The organism is Claveliimonas bilis (genome assembly GCF_020892095.1).
In the GTDB taxonomy this organism is placed as follows: Bacteria; Bacillota; Clostridia; order Lachnospirales; family Lachnospiraceae; genus Claveliimonas; species Claveliimonas bilis.
Genome location: NZ_AP024845.1, coordinates 2,336,153 through 2,360,395, shown reverse-complemented (window position 1 = coordinate 2,360,395; position 24,243 = coordinate 2,336,153). Strand labels below are relative to the sequence as shown.

18 protein-coding genes are annotated in these 24,243 nt (G+C 45.0%); 6 read left to right on the top strand and 12 right to left on the bottom strand.

Features of this window, described 5'->3' with window-relative positions; genetic code table 11:
* Position 1 precedes the first annotated feature (1 nt).
* The 8 genes from EUBC25_RS11435 to dapA all read right to left on the bottom strand — a co-directional run bounded on the left by EUBC25_RS11435 (position 2) and on the right by dapA (position 10,137).
* Positions 2–1,222, bottom strand: a complete 1,221-nt coding sequence (locus tag EUBC25_RS11435; protein ID WP_230105608.1) for a homoserine dehydrogenase — start codon at positions 1,220–1,222, stop codon at positions 2–4.
* Positions 1,223–1,241: 19 nt separating this feature from the next.
* A protein-coding gene (prfB, locus tag EUBC25_RS11430) for a peptide chain release factor 2 (protein ID WP_230105607.1) occupies positions 1,242–2,349 on the bottom strand; the annotation gives its coding sequence in 2 pieces (ribosomal slippage) (positions 1,242–2,273 and positions 2,275–2,349; 1,107 coding nt in all).
* Positions 2,350–2,391: 42 nt separating this feature from the next.
* The gene (gene secA, locus EUBC25_RS11425; RefSeq protein WP_230105606.1) at positions 2,392–4,965 is read right to left on the bottom strand and encodes a preprotein translocase subunit SecA; all 2,574 of its coding nucleotides are present in this window, start codon (positions 4,963–4,965) and stop codon (positions 2,392–2,394) included.
* Between the two features lie 98 nt (positions 4,966–5,063).
* Entirely contained in the window at positions 5,064–5,834 is a 771-nt protein-coding gene (hisA, locus tag EUBC25_RS11420) for a phosphoribosylformimino-5-aminoimidazole carboxamide ribotide isomerase (protein WP_230105605.1), read from the bottom strand.
* A gap of 109 nt (positions 5,835–5,943) precedes the next feature.
* Positions 5,944–6,264: a hypothetical protein gene (locus tag EUBC25_RS11415; protein WP_230105604.1), complete on the bottom strand. Its 321-nt coding sequence runs from the start codon at positions 6,262–6,264 to the stop codon at positions 5,944–5,946.
* A 113-nt stretch (positions 6,265–6,377) separates the two neighbouring features.
* Entirely contained in the window at positions 6,378–8,330 is a 1,953-nt protein-coding gene (locus tag EUBC25_RS11410; protein WP_230105603.1) for a fructose-1,6-bisphosphatase, read from the bottom strand.
* A gap of 27 nt (positions 8,331–8,357) precedes the next feature.
* Entirely contained in the window at positions 8,358–9,116 is a 759-nt protein-coding gene (dapB, locus tag EUBC25_RS11405) for a 4-hydroxy-tetrahydrodipicolinate reductase (RefSeq protein ID WP_230105602.1), read from the bottom strand.
* A 130-nt stretch (positions 9,117–9,246) separates the two neighbouring features.
* The gene (gene dapA, locus EUBC25_RS11400) at positions 9,247–10,137 is read right to left on the bottom strand and encodes a 4-hydroxy-tetrahydrodipicolinate synthase (protein ID WP_230105601.1); all 891 of its coding nucleotides are present in this window, start codon (positions 10,135–10,137) and stop codon (positions 9,247–9,249) included.
* Positions 10,138–10,442: 305 nt separating this feature from the next.
* On the opposite strand from dapA, the gene EUBC25_RS11395 reads away from it, so the two are divergent.
* Positions 10,443–12,188, top strand: a complete 1,746-nt coding sequence (locus EUBC25_RS11395; RefSeq protein WP_230105039.1) for an IS1634 family transposase — start codon at positions 10,443–10,445, stop codon at positions 12,186–12,188.
* A 160-nt stretch (positions 12,189–12,348) separates the two neighbouring features.
* On the opposite strand, the gene EUBC25_RS11390 is transcribed toward EUBC25_RS11395, so the two are convergent.
* Positions 12,349–12,978: a single-stranded DNA-binding protein gene (locus EUBC25_RS11390; protein WP_230105600.1), complete on the bottom strand. Its 630-nt coding sequence runs from the start codon at positions 12,976–12,978 to the stop codon at positions 12,349–12,351.
* A 180-nt stretch (positions 12,979–13,158) separates the two neighbouring features.
* Between EUBC25_RS11390 and typA the strand changes: the two genes are divergently transcribed.
* The 4 genes from typA to hpf all read left to right on the top strand — a co-directional run bounded on the left by typA (position 13,159) and on the right by hpf (position 17,187).
* Positions 13,159–14,988, top strand: a complete 1,830-nt coding sequence (gene typA, locus EUBC25_RS11385) for a translational GTPase TypA (RefSeq protein WP_230105599.1) — start codon at positions 13,159–13,161, stop codon at positions 14,986–14,988.
* Positions 14,989–15,023: 35 nt separating this feature from the next.
* Positions 15,024–15,923: a phosphatase PAP2 family protein gene (locus tag EUBC25_RS11380; RefSeq protein WP_230105598.1), complete on the top strand. Its 900-nt coding sequence runs from the start codon at positions 15,024–15,026 to the stop codon at positions 15,921–15,923.
* A gap of 8 nt (positions 15,924–15,931) precedes the next feature.
* Entirely contained in the window at positions 15,932–16,546 is a 615-nt protein-coding gene (locus tag EUBC25_RS11375; protein ID WP_230105597.1) for a transporter, read from the top strand.
* A 104-nt stretch (positions 16,547–16,650) separates the two neighbouring features.
* Entirely contained in the window at positions 16,651–17,187 is a 537-nt protein-coding gene (hpf, locus tag EUBC25_RS11370) for a ribosome hibernation-promoting factor, HPF/YfiA family (RefSeq protein ID WP_230105596.1), read from the top strand.
* 37 nt (positions 17,188–17,224) lie between these two features.
* On the opposite strand, the gene EUBC25_RS11365 is transcribed toward hpf, so the two are convergent.
* A complete protein-coding gene (locus tag EUBC25_RS11365; protein WP_230107602.1) occupies positions 17,225–17,878 on the bottom strand; it encodes a YigZ family protein in 654 nt (217 codons plus the stop codon).
* A 135-nt stretch (positions 17,879–18,013) separates the two neighbouring features.
* On the opposite strand from EUBC25_RS11365, the gene EUBC25_RS11360 reads away from it, so the two are divergent.
* Complete coding sequence (locus tag EUBC25_RS11360) at positions 18,014–20,566, top strand: transglycosylase domain-containing protein (RefSeq protein WP_230105595.1); 2,553 nt, start codon at positions 18,014–18,016, stop codon at positions 20,564–20,566.
* 92 nt (positions 20,567–20,658) lie between these two features.
* On the opposite strand, the gene EUBC25_RS11355 is transcribed toward EUBC25_RS11360, so the two are convergent.
* Positions 20,659–22,389 (bottom strand): ABC transporter ATP-binding protein, encoded by a 1,731-nt coding sequence (locus tag EUBC25_RS11355; RefSeq protein WP_230105594.1) that lies wholly within the window; start codon positions 22,387–22,389, stop codon positions 20,659–20,661.
* Positions 22,386–24,161, bottom strand: coding sequence for an ABC transporter ATP-binding protein (locus EUBC25_RS11350; protein ID WP_230105593.1), 1,776 nt, complete (start codon positions 24,159–24,161; stop codon positions 22,386–22,388). The genes EUBC25_RS11355 and EUBC25_RS11350 overlap by 4 nt, the downstream gene beginning before the upstream one ends.
* Between the last annotated feature and the right edge of the window lie 82 nt (positions 24,162–24,243).

Below are 24,243 nucleotides of genomic sequence, written 5' to 3'. Positions count from 1 at the left end.
TTTACTCTTCCACTCGGATCATTCCGAGAATACTGTCCCGGAACGTTTCCGCTTTTTTCTCGTATTCTCCTTCCGGCATGACCGGGGTCAGAAAGCCAAATTCTCCTTCCACTCCCTCTGCCTTCGCATATTGAAGCATACCAAATTCCTCTGTCAGCTTTTCTTCAAAGTCTTCTTTTTTCCCTTTCATACGTACGAAGAAACGGCGTTTTACATCTTTTTTATCTTCCAGTGCAAGCTTCTCTTCGCTCCAGCCTACGCCCAGGTTTCGGTTCAGGTGTTTTGCTTCCTCCACAATGTCTCCCACTACCGCGCTGGCAGTCGGCAGTTTCCCTGCACCGCTTCCGTAAAACATGGCGTCGCCCAGCATATTTCCATGAACAAAGATAGAATTAAACACTCCGTTGATAGAAAAAAGCGGATGCTCTCTGTGAAGGAGGAAAGGCGCCACCATAGCGTTTAACTTCTCTCCGTCTCTCTTGCAGGAGGCAAGAAGCTTAATGGTCATTCCCATCGCTTTTGCATACTTCATATCTTCTACTGTGATCTTTGTAATTCCCTCACAGTAAATATCTTCAAAATCAACCTGCTGTCCGGATATGATCGAAGAAAGGATCGCAATTTTACGGCAGGCATCGTAGCCTTCCACATCTGCCTCCGGATTGCGCTCCGCATAGCCGTTATCCTGCGCTTCCTTCAACACTTCTTCGTAATCTGCTCCCTCATAGAACATTTTCGTCAGCATATAGTTTGTTGTTCCGTTAAGGATTCCTGTAATCTCCTCGATGACATCTCCGGTCAGAGACGAGTGAAGCGGACGCAGGATCGGGATTCCTCCTCCCACACTGGCCTCAAACAGGAAGTTTACATTTTTTTCTTTGGCAAGTTTCAGAAGAGAAGCTCCGTGTTTTGCCACCAGGGCTTTATTGGAGGTAGCAACGCTTTTTCCCGCTTCCAGGCTCTGCCTTACAAATGTATATGCCGGCTCAATGCCTCCCATCACTTCTACAACGATCTTCACTTCCTCATCCTTAAGGATATCTTCAAAATTGTGGGTAATGATATCCTGTACCGGATCACCGGGAAAATCTCTAAGATCCAGAACATATTTGATCCGAAGCTCTTCTCCGACTCTCTGGTCAATCACTTTTTCATTTGTACGGATTACTTCCACTACTCCGGAACCTACTGTCCCGTATCCCAGTACTGCTATCTTTATCATCCTTTTCCCCTTTCTTCCTCTATTGGTTCTGACTGCTAAGATATGCATTCATAAAAGGATCCAATGCACCGTCCAACACAGCAGTCACATTTCCGCTCTCTTCTCCTGTTCTGTGATCTTTCACCAGCGTATAAGGCTGCATCACATAAGAACGGATCTGATTTCCAAATCCAATTTCCTTTATCTCACCGCGGATATCCGACACCTTTTCCGCCTGCTCCTGTTCCTTCAGAAGTTTCAGCTTGGCTTTCAGCATCTGCATGGCTTTATCCTTGTTGTGATGCTGCGACCTCTCATTCTGGCACTGCACCACGATCCCTGTAGGCAGGTGGGTAATACGGATAGCCGAAGATGTCTTATTGACATGCTGACCTCCCGCACCGCTGGCACGGTAGGTATCGATCTTCAGCTCATCCTCCGGCACTTCAATATCACCCGTATTATCTTCCATGTCCGGGATCACATCACAGGATGCAAAAGATGTCTGGCGCTTTCCGGCAGAATTGAAAGGCGAGATCCTGACAAGGCGGTGCACGCCTTTTTCCGACTTCAAATAACCATAAGCATTGGTTCCATTCACCTCAAAGGTGACATTTTTAATACCTGCAATATCTCCGTCCAGATAGTCCAGTACCTGTATGGAAAATCCTTTCCTTTCTGCCCATCTTGTATACATCCGGTAAAGCATGCTGGTCCAGTCGCAGGACTCCGTCCCGCCGGCACCGGCATGCAGAGTCACAATGGCATTGCATGCGTCATATTCTCCCGAGAGCAGCGTCTGTATCCTAAGAGATTCAAAAGCTTCCTCAAACTGTGAGATTTCCTTTTCGATCTCCTCCACCATGGACTCATCATTTTCTTCATGAGCCATTTCGATCAGAACCTGGATGTCTTCCCATGTTCCCTGCAGATGTTTCATGGTATCCAGCTGATCTTTCAGCTCTTTTAATTCTTTCATAATTTTCTGTGAATGCTCTGCATCATCCCAGAAACCTGGTTCCTCCAGCTTTCGCTCCAGTTCTTCTACCCGTTTTTCCTTGCCGGAGATGTCAAAGTGAATCCCTCATTCCGGCAAGAGGTTCTTCATAGGAGCTGATAATGCTTTTATACTGATCCAGCTCGACCACTTACTTTCACCTCTTTCATTTTCAACTGATTCGCAGCGCTCTCTATGCCTTTTTCCTTCCGCAGCACTGCTTGTATTTTTTTCCGCTTCCGCACGGGCACGGATCATTGGGATAAATTTTCTTCTCCGTGCGCTTCTTCGGTGCATTCACTGCAGTATCATCCTTATTGGTTCCAGTCACCTTGGCAACCTGCTCTCTTTCCACCTTCTGTTCCAGCTTGATGTGGAACAGCGTACGAACTGTATCTGCGGTGATGGATTTTGTCATCTCATCGAACATATCATAACCCAGCATTTTGTATTCCACCTTGGGATTTCTCTGACCGTAGGCCTGCAGACCGATTCCCTGGCGAAGCTGATCCATATCGTCAATGTGATCCATCCATTTGGCGTCAATCACCTTCAGAAGCACGACCCGCTCAATCTCGCGGAGATGCTCCGGCTCCGGAAATTCCGCTTCCTTCATTTCATATGCTTTTACTGCTTTTTCTTTCAGGAAATGTTTCAGCTTCTTCTGGGACATGTCTTTGACATCCTCCGGTGAAACAGGCTCCATCATAGGAATGCTTCCGCGAAGGCTTACATTCAATTCCGTCAGATCCCAGTCTTCCGGCTCCTGGTCTGCTGAAATTTCCTTGTCCACCAGATTTTCCACATATTCACTGATCATATGATAGATGGAATCCCGCATGCTCTCTCCATCCAGAACTCTTCTTCTCTCTTCGTATATGATCTCTCTTTGTTCATTCATAACCTGATCATATTCCAGAAGATTTTTACGGATTCCAAAGTTATTATTCTCTATTTTCTCCTGTGCCTTCTCAATGGCGCCTGAAAGCATCTTATGTTCAATCTGTTCACCATCCTCAACACCAAGGGCGTTGAATACATTCATCAGACGTTCCGAACCGAACAGGCGCATCAGATCATCTTCCAGGGAAATATAAAATCTGGACTCTCCCGGGTCTCCCTGACGTCCGCTTCGTCCGCGCAGCTGGTTGTCAATACGTCTGGATTCATGGCGCTCGGTACCGATGATCTTCAGCCCGCCAGCTTCTCTTGCTTCATCATCCAGCTTGATGTCGGTACCACGGCCTGCCATGTTTGTAGCAATGGTGACTGCTCCATGCTGTCCTGCCTGTGCAACGATCTCTGCTTCCATCTCGTGGAACTTGGCATTGAGGACGTTATGCTTAATCCCCCTCTTTTTCAGCATTCCACTTAAAAGCTCTGACACATCAATAGTGATCGTACCTACCAGAACCGGCTGTCCCTTTGCATGAGCCTTCTCCACTTCATCACACACAGCCCGGAATTTTTCTTTCTGGGTCTTATATACAGCATCTTCCATATCCACACGGATCACCGGTACATTCGTCGGGATTTCTACAACATCCATGCCGTAGATCTCACGGAACTCCTTCTCCTCTGTCAACGCCGTACCTGTCATACCGCTCTTTTTCTCATATTTATTAAACAGATTCTGGAACGTGATCGTTGCAAGAGTTTTGCTCTCCCTTTTTACTTTCACGCCCTCCTTGGCCTCAATTGCCTGATGAAGACCGTCAGAATATCTTCTTCCGGGCATGATACGTCCCGTAAACTCATCGACGATCAGAACTTCGTCATCCTTCACCACATAATCCTGGTCGCGGAACATCAGGTTGTGGGCACGGAGAGCCAGAATAATATTATGCTGAATCTCCAGATTTTCCGGATCTGCAAGATTATCAATGTGGAAGAATTTCTCTACCTTCTTCACACCGTCTTCTGTAAGGTTGACCGTCTTTTCTTTCTCATTGACAATAAAGTCTCCTGTCTCCTCAATCTCCTCGCCCATAATGGCATTGATCTTGGAAAACTCACCGCTGGCTTCTCCTCTTTCCATCTGTCTTGCCAGAATATCGCAGGCCTCATAGAGCTTTGTAGACTTACCGCTCTGCCCGGAGATAATAAGAGGAGTTCTGGCTTCATCGATCAGAACAGAGTCAACCTCATCAATGATAGCAAACTTCAGCCCTCTTTGCACAAGCTGTTCTTTATAGATCACCATATTATCTCTTAAGTAATCAAAGCCCAGCTCATTATTTGTCACATAAGTAATATCACAGTTATATGCCTCCCGGCGTTCATCATTGTCCATGCTGTTCAGCACAACGCCTACCTTCAGTCCCAGGAACTCATGTACCTGGCCCATCCACTCCGCATCACGCTTTGCCAGATAATCATTGACCGTTACGATATGGACTCCCTGCCCGGTCAGTGCATTTAAATAGGCCGGCAGTGTAGATACAAGCGTCTTACCTTCACCTGTCTTCATTTCTGCGATACGTCCCTGATGAAGGATAATTCCTCCGATCAGCTGCACACGATAATGGCGCATCCCCAGCACGCGCGAAGCTGCTTCCCTTACTACTGCATAAGCCTCCGGCAGAATATCATCCAGAGTCTCTCCCTTGTCCAGCCTTTCTTTAAACTCTCTTGTCTTGTCCTTCAGTTCACTGTCAGAAAGCTGCTTCATTTCCGGCTCAAGAGCCTCAATATGATCCACAATGGGATAGATCCGCTTCAGCTCATGTTCACTGTGCGTTCCGAATATTTTCTCTATAAAACCCATGTTGTTAACTCCTTATTCAAAAAATTACTCTATTCCACATTTTATCACTATCCCAAATCCAATTCAACAAATTTATAAAGTGTTCATAATGTTCACAGTCATGACATATTTTTCACCGCATCATAGGGAATCGTTCCTCCAAACAAATCCAGGGCGCTTCCAATGGTAAAATCCAGGTTCCCTCCGCTGATCTGCCGAAACTGTTCCAGATCCTTAAGACTTCCGATCCCTCCTGCATATGTAATGGGGATTCCCCTGATTTTAGAGAGCAGAGCAACCAGATCTTCCGGCACACCGGCCGCTTTTCCTTCCGAATCCACCCCATGGACGAGGAATTCACTGCAGGATTCCTTCAGCCAGTACAAAATCTCTTCATTTACCTGGATTTTGGTAAATGTCTGCCATCGGTCCGTTACTATATAATAGGAAGCATCTTTTTTCCGGCAGCTTAAATCCAGAACAATGTGCTCCTTTCCTACAGCGTGCACCAGTCTTTCCAGATTATCCCACTGTATCTGCCCTTCCCGGAATACATAGGACGTCACAATAACATGGCTGGCCCCCGCCTCAATAAATTCCGCCGCATTCTCTGCCGTAACGCCCCCTCCTACCTGCAGACCTCCGGGAAATACCTTTAACGCCGCAAGCGCCTGCTGCCTGTTCTTCTCATAATATTCCGATGAAACCGGATTCAAGAGGATCACATGCCCTCCTTTCAGATTGTCCTTTTTATAAAGCTCTGCATAAAACGCCGCATCATATCCGGAAACAAAATTTTCCACAGCCTTATCTCCATGATCCTTCAGGCTTCCTCCCACAATCTGCTTTACTTTGCCGTTATGTATATCTATGCACGGTCTGAATCTCATATCTGCCTCCCTTCATTCCCTTCTTCGGTGAATGATTGAAAAACATTGTCAAATTATTCCAAAAATAATCATACCACAGGCAGACTTGAAAATCCACCTGTGGTATCGCTTATCTGTTTGTATTATTATTACTGTTTTCTATATCCTCTCTGGCATCTTCAGCACCCTGTTCCACGTCATTTTTTATATCTTCTGCTCCATCTCTGACGTCTTCTCCGATGTCCTGTGCCTCATCCTTGATATCCTCTCCGATATTCTCGGCTGCTCCGTCATTTTTCGTCCCGTCTGTAGCATCATTCATCGTGTTGTCAGTACTGTTTTCTTCCTTTACTGCTCCGTTATCTTCTTCATTTCTTCCGCAGCCTGCCAGAGTTCCAAAGGATGACAGCACACACAGGAAGATTAAAATTCCTCTTTTTAACTGTTTCATAAGTTTGTACTCCCTTTCTTCATTTTCTATGAATACTATCCGCAGCTTATGAAAAATTTATACATGTTCCTGTGTTCCATTTTTTTCTAAAACTCTAAAAATCTTTTCATATCTTAAATTTTTTCTGCAATAATTCCTTCCCTGTAGGATTCCAGAAGCCAGGCGAGATCCTCAATACGCTTTTTCAGTTCTCTTCCGATATCGGTATCCCCCACCGTCTTTCTTGCAATGACACGCTTCACGATCGTGCTGTCAGAATGGATATCACTTTCCTTTTCAATGGCTGCTTCTGTAGATTCAAAAGGCTCATGGGCAGCCAGGATAAGTCCATAGGAATTATAGATCAGCGTATAACCTGCAATTCCTGTCTCTTTTTGATATGCTTTGGAAAAGCCTCCATCTATGACAAGAACCTTCCCCTGACATTTAATAGGACTTTCCCCTGCTTTTGACTTCACCGGCACATGCCCGTTGACAATGTGAGTTCCTTCTCCCGGAAGGCCAAATTCCGCCAAAATCCGATCGACCACTTCTTCATTTTCCAGAAATTCATAATAAGGATTTTTCTTTTCTTTGTGGGTTTCTTTCTCGGCCAGAAAATACCTCTCAAAGGTGGCCATCTTATCTTTACCGAAAAGCGGTGAATTTTCATGAAGCCAGATATACCACATCATATCTTTGCCTCTCTCCTTCTCTTTCTTGTCAAGAGCAAAGAAGCCTTTTCTCACATAGCTCTCCAGCACTTCGTAAAGAGCTTTCCCCTTATATACCTTCCCATAAATCCTTACGGATTTTAGACTTCCGTCCGGATTCAGCGGAACGCATCCGTGATAGAGAAGGTTCTGATTGTAGACTTTATAAAGTCCGCCCTTATTCAAAAGGAACCTCATGTGTTCCTGCAGCTTCTGGCATCCGAGAAACGCCCGTTCCAGGCGGTCCATAATATCCTCTTCCTCCTCTGTCAGCGCATAAGGACGGCGCGGATCAATCGTCGGGAAGTTTTTGTCCAGCAGTTCATAGACCTTTCCGTCCAGCTCAATCGTACCATTCTCAAAATCAATGTGATGGAGGAGATTCCTTTTCTCCAGTTTGAATCCCGGATTCTTCTTTATGATCTGCCCTTCCACCTTGAACTGGATAATGGAAATAGCCTTATGCATTTTCACTTCCATCTCTTTTTCCCTTGCCGTGTATCCTGTGCTTCCCTTGAGTGCGAAACAGGTGCAGGGGTCGTCGGCATAGGTTTCCAACGCGTATGTTGCAAGAGGAAGCAGGTTGATGCCATATCCGTCTTCCAGAATATCCAGATTTCCGTATCTTGCACAAATTCTGATAACATTGGCAATACACCCCCTCTGTCCGGCGGCAGCTCCCATCCACAGCACATCATGATTTCCCCATTGAATATCCACAGAATGATGGCGGATCAGCTTGTCCATGATAATATGGGGACCGGGTCCTCTGTCATAAATATCTCCCACAATGTGCAGGTGATCTACCGTCAGCCTCTGGATCACTTCGCTTAAAGCCACAATAAACTCCTCTGCCCGACTTGTCTCAATAATCGTGCTGATAATGGAATTATAATAGTATTCTTTATCCAGCACATCCGCTTTCTCTGTGATCAGCTCTTCGATCACGTAAGCGAAATCCTTCGGCAGGGCCTTTCGTACCTTAGAACGGGTATATTTGCTCATAGTACGCTTGCATACCTCGATCAGCCGGTACAGCGTGATCTTGTACCAGTCTTCCATGTTTGGTTCCTCCCGCCTGATCCGATCCATCTTTTCTGTGGGATAATAAATAAGAGTAGCAAGGGACTGTTTGTCCCGGCTACTCATAGTATTCCCAAATACATCGTCGATCTTCCGGCGGATGGATCCCGATCCGTTTTTCAGCACATGCGAAAAAGCCTCATATTCTCCATGAATATCAGTCAGAAAATGCTCTGTCGCTTTTGGCAGGTGCAGGATTGCCTGCAGATTGATGATCTCTGTAGAAGCACTGGCAATTGTGGGATACAACTCCGAGAGCCTCTCCAGATACTTCATTTTTAGCTCTTCCATATCCATCCTCCCCATTTTCATATGTATTTAAAATTGTATTACATCCGACATATCATAACGTCCTGCCGGTTTTCCCGCCAGATACTTGGCTGCCGCCACAGCTCCCCGGGCAAAAAGCGCTTTGGAATAAGCGGTATGCTTAAATTCGATCACCTCGTCCTCTCCGGCAAAGATCACCTCATGTTCTCCCACAATGGTGCCGCCTCTCACTGCCGAGATACCAATCTCGCGGGAATCTCTTGCCTTCCGCTCCCTGCTTCTGTCATAGGTATAGGAATAGACTCCGTCAAGAGCGTCATTGACAGAATCCGCCAGGGCAATGGCTGTTCCGCTGGGAGCGTCCACCTTCCGGTTGTGATGCTTTTCCACAATCTCAATGTCAAAGCCTTCCGGGGCAAGCACACGGGCTGCGTCTTTCAGAATCTTCATAAGAAGATTTACTCCAAGAGACATATTGGCCGAGCGCAGAACCGCCGTCTCCTTAGCAGCCTCTTCCACTTTTTTCAGCTGTTCTTCTGAAAGTCCTGTGGTACACAGCACTACCGGAAGTTTCTTCTCTCTGCAGTATGCAAGAAGCTCGTCTACTGCCGCCGCATTGGAAAAGTCGATCAGCGCATCCGCCTCCACACTGCATTTTCCAATCTCATCATACACTGGATAATCATTGGAAATCCCGGTATATTTGTCCACTCCGGCAACAATTTCCACTTCCGGATCTTCTTTGACCATCCGTGTGATCACCTGTCCCATTTTCCCATTGCAGCCGTGCATAATCAGTCTTACCATTTTCTTTTACCTCCGCTTTCCATCCTCATACGTACTTATTTTCATACGTGAAAGGGACAGAAATCATGCTGTCTTTTGATCCTGTCCCTTTTATTCAGCTTTTTTCAGCTCACCACTCATGCTCTGGCTTTTATGCCAGTTTTATTCCAAAATCCTTCATTGCCTGTGCCAGACTTTTTTCATGTTCCGGAGAAATCTCTGTCAAAGGCATACGAAGTCCTCCGCATTCCATTCCCATCAGATTTACAGCCTTCTTTACCGGAATCGGATTCACTTCACAGAAAAGCTGCTCGATCAGCGGAATTGCCTTCAGCTGAAGTTCACAGGCTCCTTTCACATCTCCCGCAAAGAACTTTGCACAAATGTCATGGGTCTCTTTTGGAGCCACATTAGAGAGCACAGAAATAACGCCTTTTCCTCCCAGAGACAAAAGCGGTACGATCTGGTCGTCATTTCCGGAATACAGATCTGCTTTCCCGTCTGTCAGATACATGATCTTCGCTACCTGTGCAATATTGCCGGAAGCTTCCTTGATCCCCACAATATTGTCCACATCGCGGATCAGCTCTGCCGCTGTCTCCGGAGCAATGTTCAGCCCGGTACGACTTGCCACACTGTACATGATGATCGGCGCCTTGGCTTCTTCCGCTACAGCCTTATAATGTGCAGCCAGTCCTTTCTGTGTTGCTTTATTATAATAGGGAGTAACGATCAAAAGTCCGTCCACTCCGTATTCCACTGCCTCTTTTGACATGTCAATGGTCGTATATGTAGCGTTGGAACCTGTTCCGGCGATTACAGGAAGCCGTTTTTTCGTGCGTTCCACTGCAAATTTAATACATTCCATATGTTCCTCTTCTGATAAAGTAGAGGACTCTCCTGTTGTTCCGCATATGATCAGACTGTCTGTTCCATTCTCGCAGTGATAGTCGATCAGCTCATCCAGTTTGTCAAAATTCACGCTTCCATCTTCATGAAATGGTGTAACCAGCGCCACCCCGGCACCTGTAAAAATAGCCATACTATTCCTCCTGACCTCTATAATAAAAAATGATATCTTCTAAAAAGTGTATCATTATTCATTTGCAATGTCAATGGAACGTTGCCTGCTTCAGGGCAGTTTGGTACATGGTCTGTCAATCTTCCAGACATTCCAGTTTACTTACCGACACGGGTGTTTGACACTTCTTTTTAACAACATATCGCAAAAATCCTTTATTTAAGCCAATCATGGCTTATTTTTTTGTCAAATTTTTAAAAATAATACGTGCGCTTTTGTACGCTTTGTGCTATAATTAGATTATATTGAAAAGGAAGGTATTTTACATGTACATCTCACTTACAGGAAATTCAGATAACAAAGATGTCTATATTAAACGCTCATACCGTAAAAGCAATGGAAAAACTGCTACTCAAATCCATAGAAAACTCGGAAAACTCAACGAACTCTTAGATCAGTTCTCCGGAGATTATGATGCTATGATGGCGTGGGCAAAATCAGAGGCAGAAAAAGACACGATGGAATACAACGCTAAAACAGGCAGCGTTACGGTTTCTTTATCAAAAAGCGCTTATATTCCCAAAAATGAAGAACGCTGCTTTCAGGTTGGATATCTGTTTCTTCAAAAACTGTGCACGGAATTAAAAATTGATTCCATTTGTCGAAAGATTTCCAAACGCCACAAATACACTTATAATTTCAGCGCAATCCTTACGGATCAGATTTTTTCAAGAATCCTCGCACCTTCCAGTAAACTTGGCAGTTACTCTTACTGCCAGACGCTGCTTGAACCGCCTAAGTATGAACTGCAGAACATCTACCGCGCGCTTTCCGTTATGGCAGAAGAATCCGACTTTATCCAGGAGGAGCTGTACCGCAATTCAAACTTCGTACATCCGAGAAACCAGAAGATTCTCTACTATGACTGTACGAACTATTACTTTGAAATCGAGCAGGATGATGATTTTAGAAAGTATGGAAAAAGCAAAGAAAACAGACCAAATCCCATCGTCACAATGGGGTTGTTTATGGATGCGGATGGGATTCCCCTTGCTTTTGATGTGTTCCCGGGAAATCAGAATGAACAGACGACCTTAAAACCTTTGGAAACAAAAATAATACGTGACTTTGCATGCGGCGAATTTATCTTCTGTTCAGATGCTGGACTGGGCAGTCAGTCAAACCGAAGATTTAACAGCTTTGGAAACCGTTCTTATGTCATCACACAATCTCTAAAGAAGATGCGCGAGGAAGACCGGCAGATTGCCTTAAATCCAAAACAGTTTCGCAGACTTGGTTCAGATAAGTTCATCGATATATCCACCCTCGATGAATCCGATCCGGATATTTACGAAACAATCTTTTACAAGGAAGTACCTGTTGTAAATGGAAACATGGATGAAATCGTCATCGTAACCTATTCTCCAAAATACAAGGCATACCAGAAAAGGATCCGCGAGCAACAGATATCACGCGCTGTAAAAATGATGGAACAGCCGGGCAAAAAAAGACGTGGCAAAAACCAAAATGACCCAGCCCGTTTTATTAAATCTACTGCCGTAACACAACAGGGTGAAGTTGCATGCAAAAACATATATGACCTGGATTTGGAACGTATTTCTGAAGAAGAAACGTATGACGGTTTTTATGCGGTCATAACAAATCTCGAAGGCGCTGTTGGGGAAATCTTAAAAATCAACAGGCAGCGTTGGGAAATTGAAGAAAACTTCCGAATCATGAAAACGGATTTTGAAGCACGTCCCGTCTATGTCAGGCGGGAGGACCGCATCAAAGCACATTTCCTTACATGTTATATCAGCCTGCTTGTGTACCGACTGCTTGAGAAAAAAATCGGAAACAAATATACCTGTAACGAGATTCTGGGCACCCTTCGTTCTATGCAGGTAACACTTTTGTCAAAAGAAAGCGGCTATATTCCTTCTTACAAGAGAACCGATCTGACGGATGATTTACACAAGGCATTTGGCTTTCGTACGGATTATGAATTTATCTCAAAATCAGCCATGCGAAGCATAATAAAAAACACCAAAACAGAAGAAGTAAAAAAATAGCACAAATCGTTTCCAAAGAGAGAATGGCTACAGCCCGCATAAATACTGGGTCTGTAGCCGCTTTTTACTTTCACAAGTGTCAAACTCGGGAGTGTATCATTATTCATTTGCAATGTCAATGGAACGTTGCCTGCTTCAGGGCAGTTTGGTACATGGTCTGTCAATCTTCCAGACATTCCAGTTTACTTACCGACACTTCATATGCCGTTCTCTTTTCTGTCTCTGTCTCTGAAAGACGTTTTACGTATTCTCTGCTCTGTATACGCCCAAGCACCTGGACATGCTCCCCCACCTCAAAAGAAGAGGCAAATCTGGCATTTCTCCCCCAGCAGATGCAGGGAATATAATCGGATTTCCCATATGGCCTGTTGACTGCCAGAAGAAGATCGGCAATCTCCCTTCCAAGCGGCGTTTTGCGGTACACCGGCAGTTTGCAGATATATCCGTCCAGCAGGATCGTATTCGTCTTGGCCCCGTCCAACTCTTCATCAATAAAAGACACTTCTCTTACGAATACGGACAATATCAGCCTGTTCTTTTGTTCATCGTGCCTGTTGTAAGAGCGGAACTGCCCTGTCGCCATAATAAACTCCCCTGTGTAATCCTGCGTAACATCCATCAGTCTTTCCGAGATCATCAGCGGAATCCGGTCCTGCGAGCTGCTAAGACGACGCACCAGCACATCCACCATATAGAATCCTTCTCCAAACACTGTGTGGCTGAATGTAAATCCTGATGCGATCTGCCCCATAATAGTTACCTGGTTGTTTTCAATAATCTTATCTGACATAACGTGTAAATCTCCCTTCCTCCGAATCGTATTCTAAGCTTTTTAGAGTCACTACATAATCTATGCGGGAAAAACAGATATTAGAACTATATTCCTTGTTTTTTTTGGGAAATATGATAAACTAAAACAGTTACAAAATAATGTAGAATGTGATAGATCAAAAGAAAAGGAAGATTTCGTATGAAGACAAAACGCGAAGATGTACGTAATATTGCTATTATCGCCCATGTCGATCATGGGAAAACAACGCTTGTAGATGAGCTGCTCAAACAAAGCGGTGTATTCCGCGAAAATCAGGAAGTAGCCGAAAGAGTCATGGACTCCAATGATATTGAACGTGAGCGTGGAATTACCATTCTTTCTAAAAATACTGCTGTTTATTATAAGGGAACAAAGATCAACATTATCGACACACCCGGACATGCCGATTTCGGCGGCGAAGTGGAACGTGTCCTGAAAATGGTAAACGGGGTGATCCTGGTAGTGGATGCTTTCGAAGGAGCTATGCCCCAGACAAAATTCGTGCTGCGAAAGGCCCTGGAACTGAAGCTCCCTGTCATCGTCTGCATCAACAAGATCGACCGTCCTGAGGCCCGCCCTTCTGAAGTCATCGATGAAGTGCTGGAACTGTTCATCGATCTAGACGCTTCTGATGAGCAGCTGGACTGCCCCTTTGTCTATGCGTCTGCAAAGGCAGGCTATGCCGTGCTGGAGCTGGAGGACGGTCCCCAGAATATGGTGCCGCTTTTTGAGACCATCCTGGATTACATCCCGGCGCCGGAAGGAGATCCGGATGCCGACACTCAGGTTCTGATCAGTACCATTGACTATAATGAATATGTAGGCCGCATCGGTATCGGCAAAGTAGATAACGGCACGATCCGCACCGGTCAGGACATGATCGTCGTAAACGCTCACGACCCGGAGCGTCAGGAAAAAGTAAGGATCAGCAAGCTCTATGAATTTGACGGTCTGAACAAAGTGGATGTGAAGGAAGCTACCATCGGTTCTATTGTGGCAATTTCCGGTATTTCAGATCTTTCGATCGGCGATACCATCTGTTCCCCGGAAAATCCGGTAGCCATTCCCTTCCAGAAAATTTCCGAACCAACCATTGCCATGCAGTTTATGGTAAACGACAGTCCCTTTGCCGGTCAGGAAGGAAAATATGTTACATCCCGACATATCCGCGACCGTCTGTTCCGGGAATTAAATACAGATGTCAGCCTCCGGGTGGAGGATACGGAAAATATGGACACATTCAAAGTATCCGGCCGGGGCGAGCTCCATCTTTCTGTGCTCATAGAGAATATGCGCCGGGAAGGATATGAGTTTGCTGTCAGCAAGGCAGAGGTCCTGTACAAAAAGGACGAAAAAGGAAAGCTCCTTGAGCCGATGGAAACTGCATTCATTGATGTACCGGAAGAATTTACCGGTATTGTCATTGAAAAACTGGGACAGCGTAAAGGAGAACTCCGCAATATGGGCACTGCCAGCGGCGGCTATACCCGTATGGAATTTTCCATTCCCGCACGGGGACTCATCGGCTACCGCGGCGATTTCCTCACAGACACAAAAGGGAACGGGATTCTGAACACAGCGTTTGACTGTTATGCCCCCTACAAAGGCGACATCCAGTACCGCAAACAGGGATCCCTCATCGCCTTCGAGACAGGGGAATCCGTCACATACGGACTGTACAGTGCTCAGGAACGCGGAACACTCTTTATCGGTCCCGGCGAAAAGGTCTACTCCGGCATGGTAATCGGTCAGAATGCCAAAACCGACGATATCGAAGTCAACGTATGTAAAACAAAGCACCTGACCAATACCCGCTCTTCCAGCGCAGATGAGGCACTAAGGCTGACTCCTCCAAGGATTTTAAGCCTGGAAGAAGCGCTGGATTTCATTGATACAGATGAACTGCTGGAAGTGACCCCGAAGTCTCTTCGTATCCGCAAAAAGATTCTGGATCCAAAGATGCGCAAAAGAAATAATAACAAATCATAAAAACCACTTTTATATTATGGAGAAAGGATTTATCTATGGATTTTCTCTGGCTGCTGGAAGGGATCCGCACCCCTTCCATGGACAAAATTATGCAGGTTATCACCTATTTCGGACAGGAACTCATTCTTGTGGGCATCATCTGTTTTCTTTACTGGTGTGTAAATAAAAAGCTGGCATATCAGCTGGGCTTTACTTATTTCAGTGCCGGGCTGATCGTCCAGACACTGAAGATTTCTTTTCGGATTCCCAGACCCTGGGTTCTGGATCCCAGCTTCCATGCTGTGGAAAGTGCTGTTCCTGATGCTACCGGATATTCCTTTCCAAGCGGGCATACACAGGGCGCCTCTTCTTTTTTCTTTCCGCTGTTTACATGGACCCGGAAGAAATGGCTGAAGGTTTTGTGTATTTTTGCGCCCTTATGCGTGGGCTTTTCCCGTATGTATCTGGGCTGCCATACTCCCAAAGATGTCCTTGCTTCTCTGGGAGTATCCGCTCTTTGCACATGGCTGATCTGGCATTTTCGCGCCCTCTTTTTGGAAGATTCTCCTCACAGCCGAAGTGTGTTCGCTGCCATGCTTATCTTCTCTGCAGGAGCTGCCATTTATGCGCTCCTCCTTCTGAAGAACGGCATTGTTACTGAAGAGCTTGCCTCCGACTGCTGCAAAGCTGCCGGCGCAGGCATGGGGTTTGCCGTAGGCTGGTATCTGGAGCGGACAAGGATACGGTTTTCCACAGCCGCGAAAAACCGCCGGATCCAGGCGGCCAAACTTATCTGCGGACTTGGTATGCTGTTTCTGATCAAAGGAGGAGTTTCCTTTATCCTTGGCACATCCATACTTGCAAAAATGATAGAATATTTTATACTTATATTATGGATCATCGTGATATATCCGGCGATTTTCCAAAAAATACTCGGCACCGCCCAGGAGACTTAGGAGGCATTATGAAAAAATATATTACTATGTTTCTTTCCTATCTTGCCATGTTTCTGGAGTTTTTTATCTCCATGATGCTTGCAGTCGGAATCATCCTTTTATGCATACGTCTGGCCGGTTCTCTTGTACATATCCCGGACCTGGATGTTTATCCCAATTATGAGGATCTGCTGGAATCCTGTTTTGAGCTGATCATTGGTGTTGAGCTGATCCGTATGATGTACTACCACACACCGGACACGGTATTTGAAGTACTGGTTTTTGCCATTGCACGGCAGATTATCAACGGCCATTCCTCTGCTCTTTCCAGCCTGATCGGCGTATGTGCCATCGCCGTTTTGTTTGCCACAAGAAAATTTCTTTTCTGCGGATTCGATCTCCTGGAGAAAAATATTTTCCGTGCTTCTTCCAGAATTCAGGTGATCAATAAGCTAATGGCCTGTCATATTCCATGTCCCAGTCCGTCCTCTACTCTCAATGACGCAATACTTGAAAAAATGTCGGAAGAAAATGTAACTCCTGAAGTAGGTACATGTGTTTCTGTTGCAGATGTTGCTCTTCGTATCGATAAAATGAAGGACGGAAAAATTTCAAGAATCGAAGTAATACATGCTATACATTGACACAAAAACATGTTATACTCAATATATCAGATATAAATAGTTTGTCTTACTATTTTGTCAGACATTATTTCGTCTGAAATTCTCTTAAAAAGGAGTTGGGCATCATGAAATTTATCATTAGCGGAAAGAACATTGATGTGACACCTGGTTTAAAGGATACCATCACACACAAATTAGGAAAGCTGGAAAGGTATTTTACTCCTGATACGGAAATCATTGTTACGTTGAGCGTTGAAAAAGAACGTCAGAAAATCGAAGTCACTATCCCGGTAAAGGGCCAGATCATCCGGTCCGAGCAGGTCAGCAGCGATATGTATGTATCCATTGATCTTGTGGAGGAAGTCATTGAACGTCAGCTTCGCAAATATAAAACAAAGCTGATTGCAAGACACCAGGAAGGGGGTAATTTCAAACAGGAATTTTTTGACAGCCAGGAACAAAACGAAGCAGATGAGGAGATCAGGATCGTACGTACCAAACGTTTTGGTATCAAACCTATGTATCCGGAAGATGCCTGCATAGAAATGGAACTTTTGGGACATGATTTCTTTGTTTTCTGTAATGCGGAAACAGAAGAAGTCAACGTGGTATACAAACGAAAAAATGGAACCTTCGGTCTGATTGAGCCGGAGTTTCAATAACAGGGTGCTCCCTTTTTCATGACCAGAGTTCTGGAGTTTACTCCAGAACTCTGGTCTTTCCATTTATTTCTGCATAAAAGCAGGGACCCCTTTCTGCCACGTTCGCCCTTCCTGCCGTTGCTTCTGTTACTTCTTCCTTTATCTTATCCAGCAGCTCTTCCGGTACCAGCGCCTCCAACGCTACCCGGTCCGTATATTCCGTATCCAGGATTGCTATATTGCGCTCCCCAAATATATACTGTATTTTTCCAAGTCCCGTATAATCCGTTTCAAGGTTCAGTTTAACGCCCCGTTTTCTGGTTATAATAGTAGAAGACAAAAGACCTTCCTTTACCGCCGCCGAATAGGCCCGCACAAGTCCTCCCGTTCCAAGAAGCGTTCCTCCAAAATATCTCGTCACCACTACTGCCGTGTCATGGAGATTTTCTCCCAGGAGTACATCCAGCATCGGTTTACCCGCTGTTCCGCTTGGTTCTCCGTCATCGCTGCATCTTTGAACTTCATAGTGCTCTCCAATGACATAAGCAGAGCAATTGTGCGTAGCATCCCAATACTTCTTTTTCATAGATTCCACAAACGCCACTGCTTCATCTTCGTTTGACACCGGAAGAACTGTAGCGATAAAACGGGACTTTTTTTCTGTGATCTCTCCTTCTCCCCCCTGATATACTAATCGATACTCCATTTTTATATCCCTCACTTTCATACATATATACTATACTTGATTTCTTAAGTTTTTCCTACTGAAATATGAAGTTTTCATTTTCTTCTTTATTTCAATAGGTAAATTTGCTATAATGACTTGGAATAAAGGAGGCATAAATGCATGAATTACGGAAAAAGAAAGATTTCTAAAAAGCAGAAAGAAATCACCTCAAAATCGACCATGCAGGGCAAGCGCGTCGGAGTCAGACTGATCAAGGCGTTTTTCCTTTGTGTGATCGCCGTTTTCATTATCGGTGCCGTAGGTGGTCTGATTTTTTTAAAAAGAATTCTGGATAATTCTCCTGATATCTCTCCTGAGGATGTCCGCCCAAAAGGATATACCACTTTAGTATACGCCGATGACGGTTCCACGGAAATTGAACGTTTTGTAGAAGCCGGCTCCAATCGTATCTACAAATCCATTGATGAGATTCCGAAGAATCTCCAGCATGCATTTGTAGCGATCGAGGATGAGCGTTTTTATGAGCACAACGGAATCGATCCCCAGGGTATTCTCCGTGCGGCAGTTACAGGTCTTGCTTCCGGGGGAAACTTTTCTCAGGGGGCCAGCACACTGACGCAGCAGCTGATCAAAAATAATATTTTTCCTGATTTTGTAAATGAAGAGACCTTCTATGACAGGTTAGAGAGAAAGATTCAGGAACAGTTCCTGGCACTGGATATCGAAAAGCAGATGTCGAAGGAGGAGATTCTGGAGGCATATATGAATACCATCAACTTAGGTCAGAATACTCTTGGTGTTCAGTCTGCTTCCAAACGTTATTTTAATAAAGATGTATCAGAGCTTACTTTATCGGAATGTGCAGTGATCGCCGGAATCACGCAGAATCCTTCCCTGTACAATCCGATCACCAATCCGGAAGAGAACGCAAAACGGCGTGAAGAAGTTCTGAATAAAATGCTGGATCAGGGCTATATTGACCAGGCCGCATATGATGAGGCTATGGCAGATGATGTATATGCAAGGATTCAGACTGTCAATTCACAGATTGGTGAGGATTCTCCTTATTCCTATTTTGTAGACGCCCTCTCTGAACAGGTAATTAACGATCTGCAGTCCAAGCTGGGCTATACAGAGACTCAGGCTTACAATGCCCTCTACAGCGGAGGCCTTACCATTATCTCTACTCAGAATCTTGCCCTTCAGCAGATCTGTGATGAAGAGATGAACAAGGACAGTAATTACCCCTGGCTGAAAGAAGTGGGACTTTCTTCCTATGCCCTGACTGTCACAAGAGCTGATGGCACTGTGGAAAATTACAGTGAAGGTCATATCGAGGCATTCCGCGCTGAAACATACGGAAGCACAGAGGGGCTTACCTTCTCTTCGGAAGAGGAAGCGAACAGTGTCATTGCTGCTTGGAAGGCCAGCATTGCAAAGGAAGGAGATACCTATGACGAATCCATCATCCTTACTCCGCAGCCGCAGGCCTCTGTCACATTGATGGATCAGACCACAGGACAGATCAAAGCTTTGGTAGGCGGACGAGGCACCAAACAGACAAGCCAGAGCCTGAACCGCGCTTACACCGGTTCCAGAAGACAGCCCGGTTCCTGTTTCAAAATCCTCTCTGCATATGCACCGGCTCTGGATACCAACCAGATTACTCTTGCCGATGTGATAAATGATGAACCTTGGACCTATTCCGACGGTACGAAATTCAAGAATGCCGGCAACAGCTATATGGGTAATATTACAGTAAGAGAAGCCATTGCCAATTCGCAAAACACCTGTGCTGTAAAAACGATCCAGCAGATCACACCGGATCTGGGATATGAATACGCAAAAGAGAATTTCTCTATGAGCACTCTGGTGGACAGTGATAAATACGAGCCGATCGCTCTTGGCGGACTGACAGATGGCGTATACAATTATGAACTGTGCGCTGCCTTTGCTTCCATTGCTAACGGCGGTGTATACAATACGCCTACTCTTTATACAAAAATTTTGGATCATGATGGAAATGTCCTGATCGAGAATCCTTCCGAATCTCATACAGCGATCAAGGAATCCACTGCCGCTCTTCTTACCAGCGCAATGGAAAGCGTTGTTACTGACGGAACCGGACGGGCTGCCGCCCTTTCTAATATGCCTGTTGCAGGTAAGACCGGAACAGCTGATGAGGACAAAGACCTCTGGTTCTGTGGTTATACTCCGTACTATACCTGCTGTGTATGGGGAGGATATGATGATCCCAAGTCTCTATCAAATATTGACACTACCTTCCGTCTGCGGATCTGGAACTCTATCATGAGCCGTGTCCACGCCAACCTGGAAACACGGGACTTCCAGATGCCGGCTTCTGTTGAACAGAAAACAATCTGTACGATCACAGGAAAACTGGCACGGGCAGGAAGCTGTCCTTCTGTAACAGAGTATTTTGCTACCGACAATGTAGCCACTGAAGTTTGTCCGGGTCACGGTTCCGTCGATTCTGGTGATTCCGACAATACCGCAAATCAGGATGCAAATACGTCTTCTGATTCCGGCAATACCGACACTGGCAACACCGGTAATACCGGCAGTGGTTCCGGCGATTCCGGCAATACCGGCGGCGGTTCCGGTGATTCCGGCAATACCGGCGGCGGTTCCGGTGATTCCGGCAATACCGGCGGCGGTTCCGGTGATTCCGGTAATACCGAAGGACAATAAAGTAATTAAAAGAAAAAGCGGATTATAAAAAATCAAAGGGACAGAAAGAAATTTCTTGTCCCTTTGATTTTTTATTAACCTATACGCTGTATTCAGATACTCCACTTTTGGCTTAGCATCTGTAGTTTTACCATATGAGGATAAATTTCCCCTTTCTCCATAAGTATGTCAGGCGTTCCCTGTTCCGCCACCTTGCCGCCGGAAAGCACAACAACCTTGTCTGCCCCGCTTACTGTGCGCATGCGATGTGCAATTACAAGCACTGTTTTATCTTTTATTAATCTCGACAAAGCGGACTGTATCAAAGTTTCATTTTCCACATCGAGACTTGCAGTGGCCTCATCCAATAAAATGACAGGTGCATTTTTCAGGAAAGCCCGGGCTATGGAAATCCGCTGCCTTTCGCCGCCGGACAACTCGCATCCGTTTTCTCCGATCATACTATTATAACCATCCGGAAGCTTCCCGGCAAATTCCTCACAGTTTGCCATTTGTGCAGCTGCAAGCACTTCTTCGTCTGTTGCATCTTTTCTTCCTATCCTGATATTTTCCATAATAGTATTATTAAACAACGTAACATCCTGGAATACAATAGAGTACAGCGACAGTAAAGCTTCCGGATCTATTTCCGATATGTCCATCCCTCCGACCGTAATTTTCCCTTTGCTGACATCCCAGAACCGCGCTGCAAGCCGGGAGACTGTGGTCTTTCCTCCACCTGACGGACCTACCAGAGCAGTCACTTCTCCCTGCTTCGCAGTAAACGATACATCTTCCAGAACGGTTTCTCCCATGTTGTAAGCAAATCCCACATGATCGAATACAATATCATATCCTTTATTTGTCAGACTGCTGCTGCCCCCTTGAACCGGATGATCAAGAATTTCATTCATCCGGTTAATATTCGTCCTTGTAGAGATAACGGCCGCCAGATTTTGCAGTGCCCCTTCCAGAGGAGCATACAGCCTGGAGGCAACAAGCAGAAACATAAAGAACAGTGGAATATCAATCTCACCGCGAATCAGAAGCACTGATCCTGTGAGAGCGACTGTGGCAATACCGAACTTTAAAATTAATGTGGCTGAAACAACAAACAAAGCAGTTCCAAGTTCTGTAATAATATGTCTTTTTTCCACATCGTCGATTTTCTTATACAGACCTTTCAAATACCTTTTTTCCGCGTTATTTGCTTTTAAGTCCTGTAATGTTTCGATGCACTCCTGCACTCCCTTTTCAAGAGCTACATTGGCAGTTACGGACTTTCTGTTGAAATATTCCTGGATCCTCGCTGAAAAAAGTGTGATCGCAAAGGCAACCGGCAAAACCCAAACTGCTGCCAAAGCCATCCGCCAGTCATAGGCAAAAAGGCACAGCGAAATAAATGTTGTAGAAATAATCGATCCTGCCAGAGCGGGAACATAATGTGAAAATGCCGTTTCAAGAGTGGCACAGTCTCCCATAATAGAATTCGTCAGATCTGCAAGATCCTTTTTCCCGAAAAAGGACAGCGGAATTTTCCGAAGCTTTTCTGCCAGAGTAACACGCCTGACTCCGCTTTCCACATAAGTTGCCAGGTAAGTCGCATTATATTGAAACCAGGCAGCAATAAATATAACTGCAAGGCAAATCACAATACCTATCCCATAAAAAGCTGTGCGTTGTCCATTTACTCCTCCATTCATCATATCAATAACCAGAAAATACAGGAGTCCGACAGGCAGCATGAAGGAGATATCCTGTACCACGCATGCAAGGCACCCTTTTATCAAATCCACAGCTCCCTGTCTTGATAATGCAAATCGTTTCTGTAATATCCGAATCATAGACTTACCTCCTTTGCAATTTTCCACTTCGCCGCTTCCGAATAATTTTTCCACATATGAGTAAATGTTCCATTTTGCGCGATCAATTCTTCATGCGTGCCACTCTCAGCAATTTTCCCATCCCTCAGTACATAAATGCAGTCTGCATCGGTAATAGAAGAGAGTCTGTGTGCGATCATTATTACTGTTTTTCCTTTTGAGAGAACCGATAATGCCTGCCCTACCCGTACTTCATTATCTGGGTCCGCAAATGCAGTGGCCTCATCCAGGATCAGAATAGGTGCATTCTTTAAAATAGCCCTCGCAATTGCAATTCTCTGCTGCTCGCCACCTGACAGATATACACCGTTTGTACCGACAACAGTATCTATTCCATCCGGCAGTTTTTCAATAATATCCATGCACTGTGCCGCATCCAGAGCCTGCATAACTTCCTCTCGCGATGCGTTGGGTTTTCCCATACGTACATTCTCCAGAATAGAGTCCTTGATCAAGCGGCTGTTCTGAAATACAAAAGATATTTTATTCATAAGTACTTCTTTCGGAATATCTCGTATATCGACATTCCCTATCAAGATCCGTCCCTTCTGCGGATCAAAAAATCTTGTCACAATATTGGCAAGAGTTGTCTTTCCACCTCCTGATGGACCTACCAAAGCTGCCTTCTGTCCCTGCCCGATGGAAAGAGAGATATGATCCAATGCATTTTTCTTTCCATCATAGCTGTAGCTTACTTCTTCCAATGTAATAGAATAGTTAAAGGGTTCCTGCACTTTTCTGCATTCCGGCAGAGGTTTTTCCTTCAGCACCTCATCAATTCTGTTTATCGCGTCATTTACGATCATCGCATCCTCGCTCATAAACATAATTTTTGTCAATGTCGTTCCAATTACCGGAGTAATAATGATATAGAAAATAAGGTTTAAAAGCAGTGTATCCGTTACTCCCCCTCTTGCAAAAATAATTCCCCCGGCGATCAGAAAAGCAAATACTCCATTGATAGCAGTCGTATAAAACATCATAGGAAGCCGCAAAGCCTTTGTGTATGCGATAACCCACTTTTCATAATTGTCAATAGTTCCTTTGAATCGTTTAAACGAAAAAATTGTCTGTCCGAACGTTTTTACTACCGGTATTCCCCGCACATATTCAACAGCCTCATTAGACATATCTGAAAGTGCATTTTGATATTCTTCCATTTTCTGCTCCATATTTTTTCCGGTCATTTTCATCATGATCAAAAAGCCAAGAACAACCGGTATCAGGCTTAAGAGTCCCAGTCTCCAATCAAAGACAACAAGCAGAAAAAGCAGTCCTGCAGGTGTTGCAACGGCGCCGGCCTTATCAGGAAGTCTGTGTGCAAGATAGTTTTCAGTTGCACTGCTGGATGTATTCACAATCCTCCTAAGCTTCCCGCTTCCGTATTTTTCTGTCACACCAAGAGGAAGTGCGGTGATATGGCGCATCAGTTCTTTCCGGATATTGGATGCAACCCTAAATGCACTGATATGCGAACACATCAGAGCCGCTATATAGACAATAACAGATATCACCGCGAATCCTACTGCCTGCCAGCCATAATGAGTAATACTGTATGCCCGTGAAAAGTCGGGAGACACTTCCAGTATGTCGTGGATGATACGCCATATGTACCAGAAAGGTACAAGTGCCAGAAGCGCACTTATAACTGATAATATCCAGGAAAGATAGGTCAGTATCTTATGTCTTCCGGCATAGCTCATCAATCTTGATAAATTAGACTGTTTTTTCATGAAAAACCCTCCTTGAAAATATTTTTATGATATGAGAATAAATTTATTATTCTCTAATATCTCCAGTTGGTTAGTTGTTTCG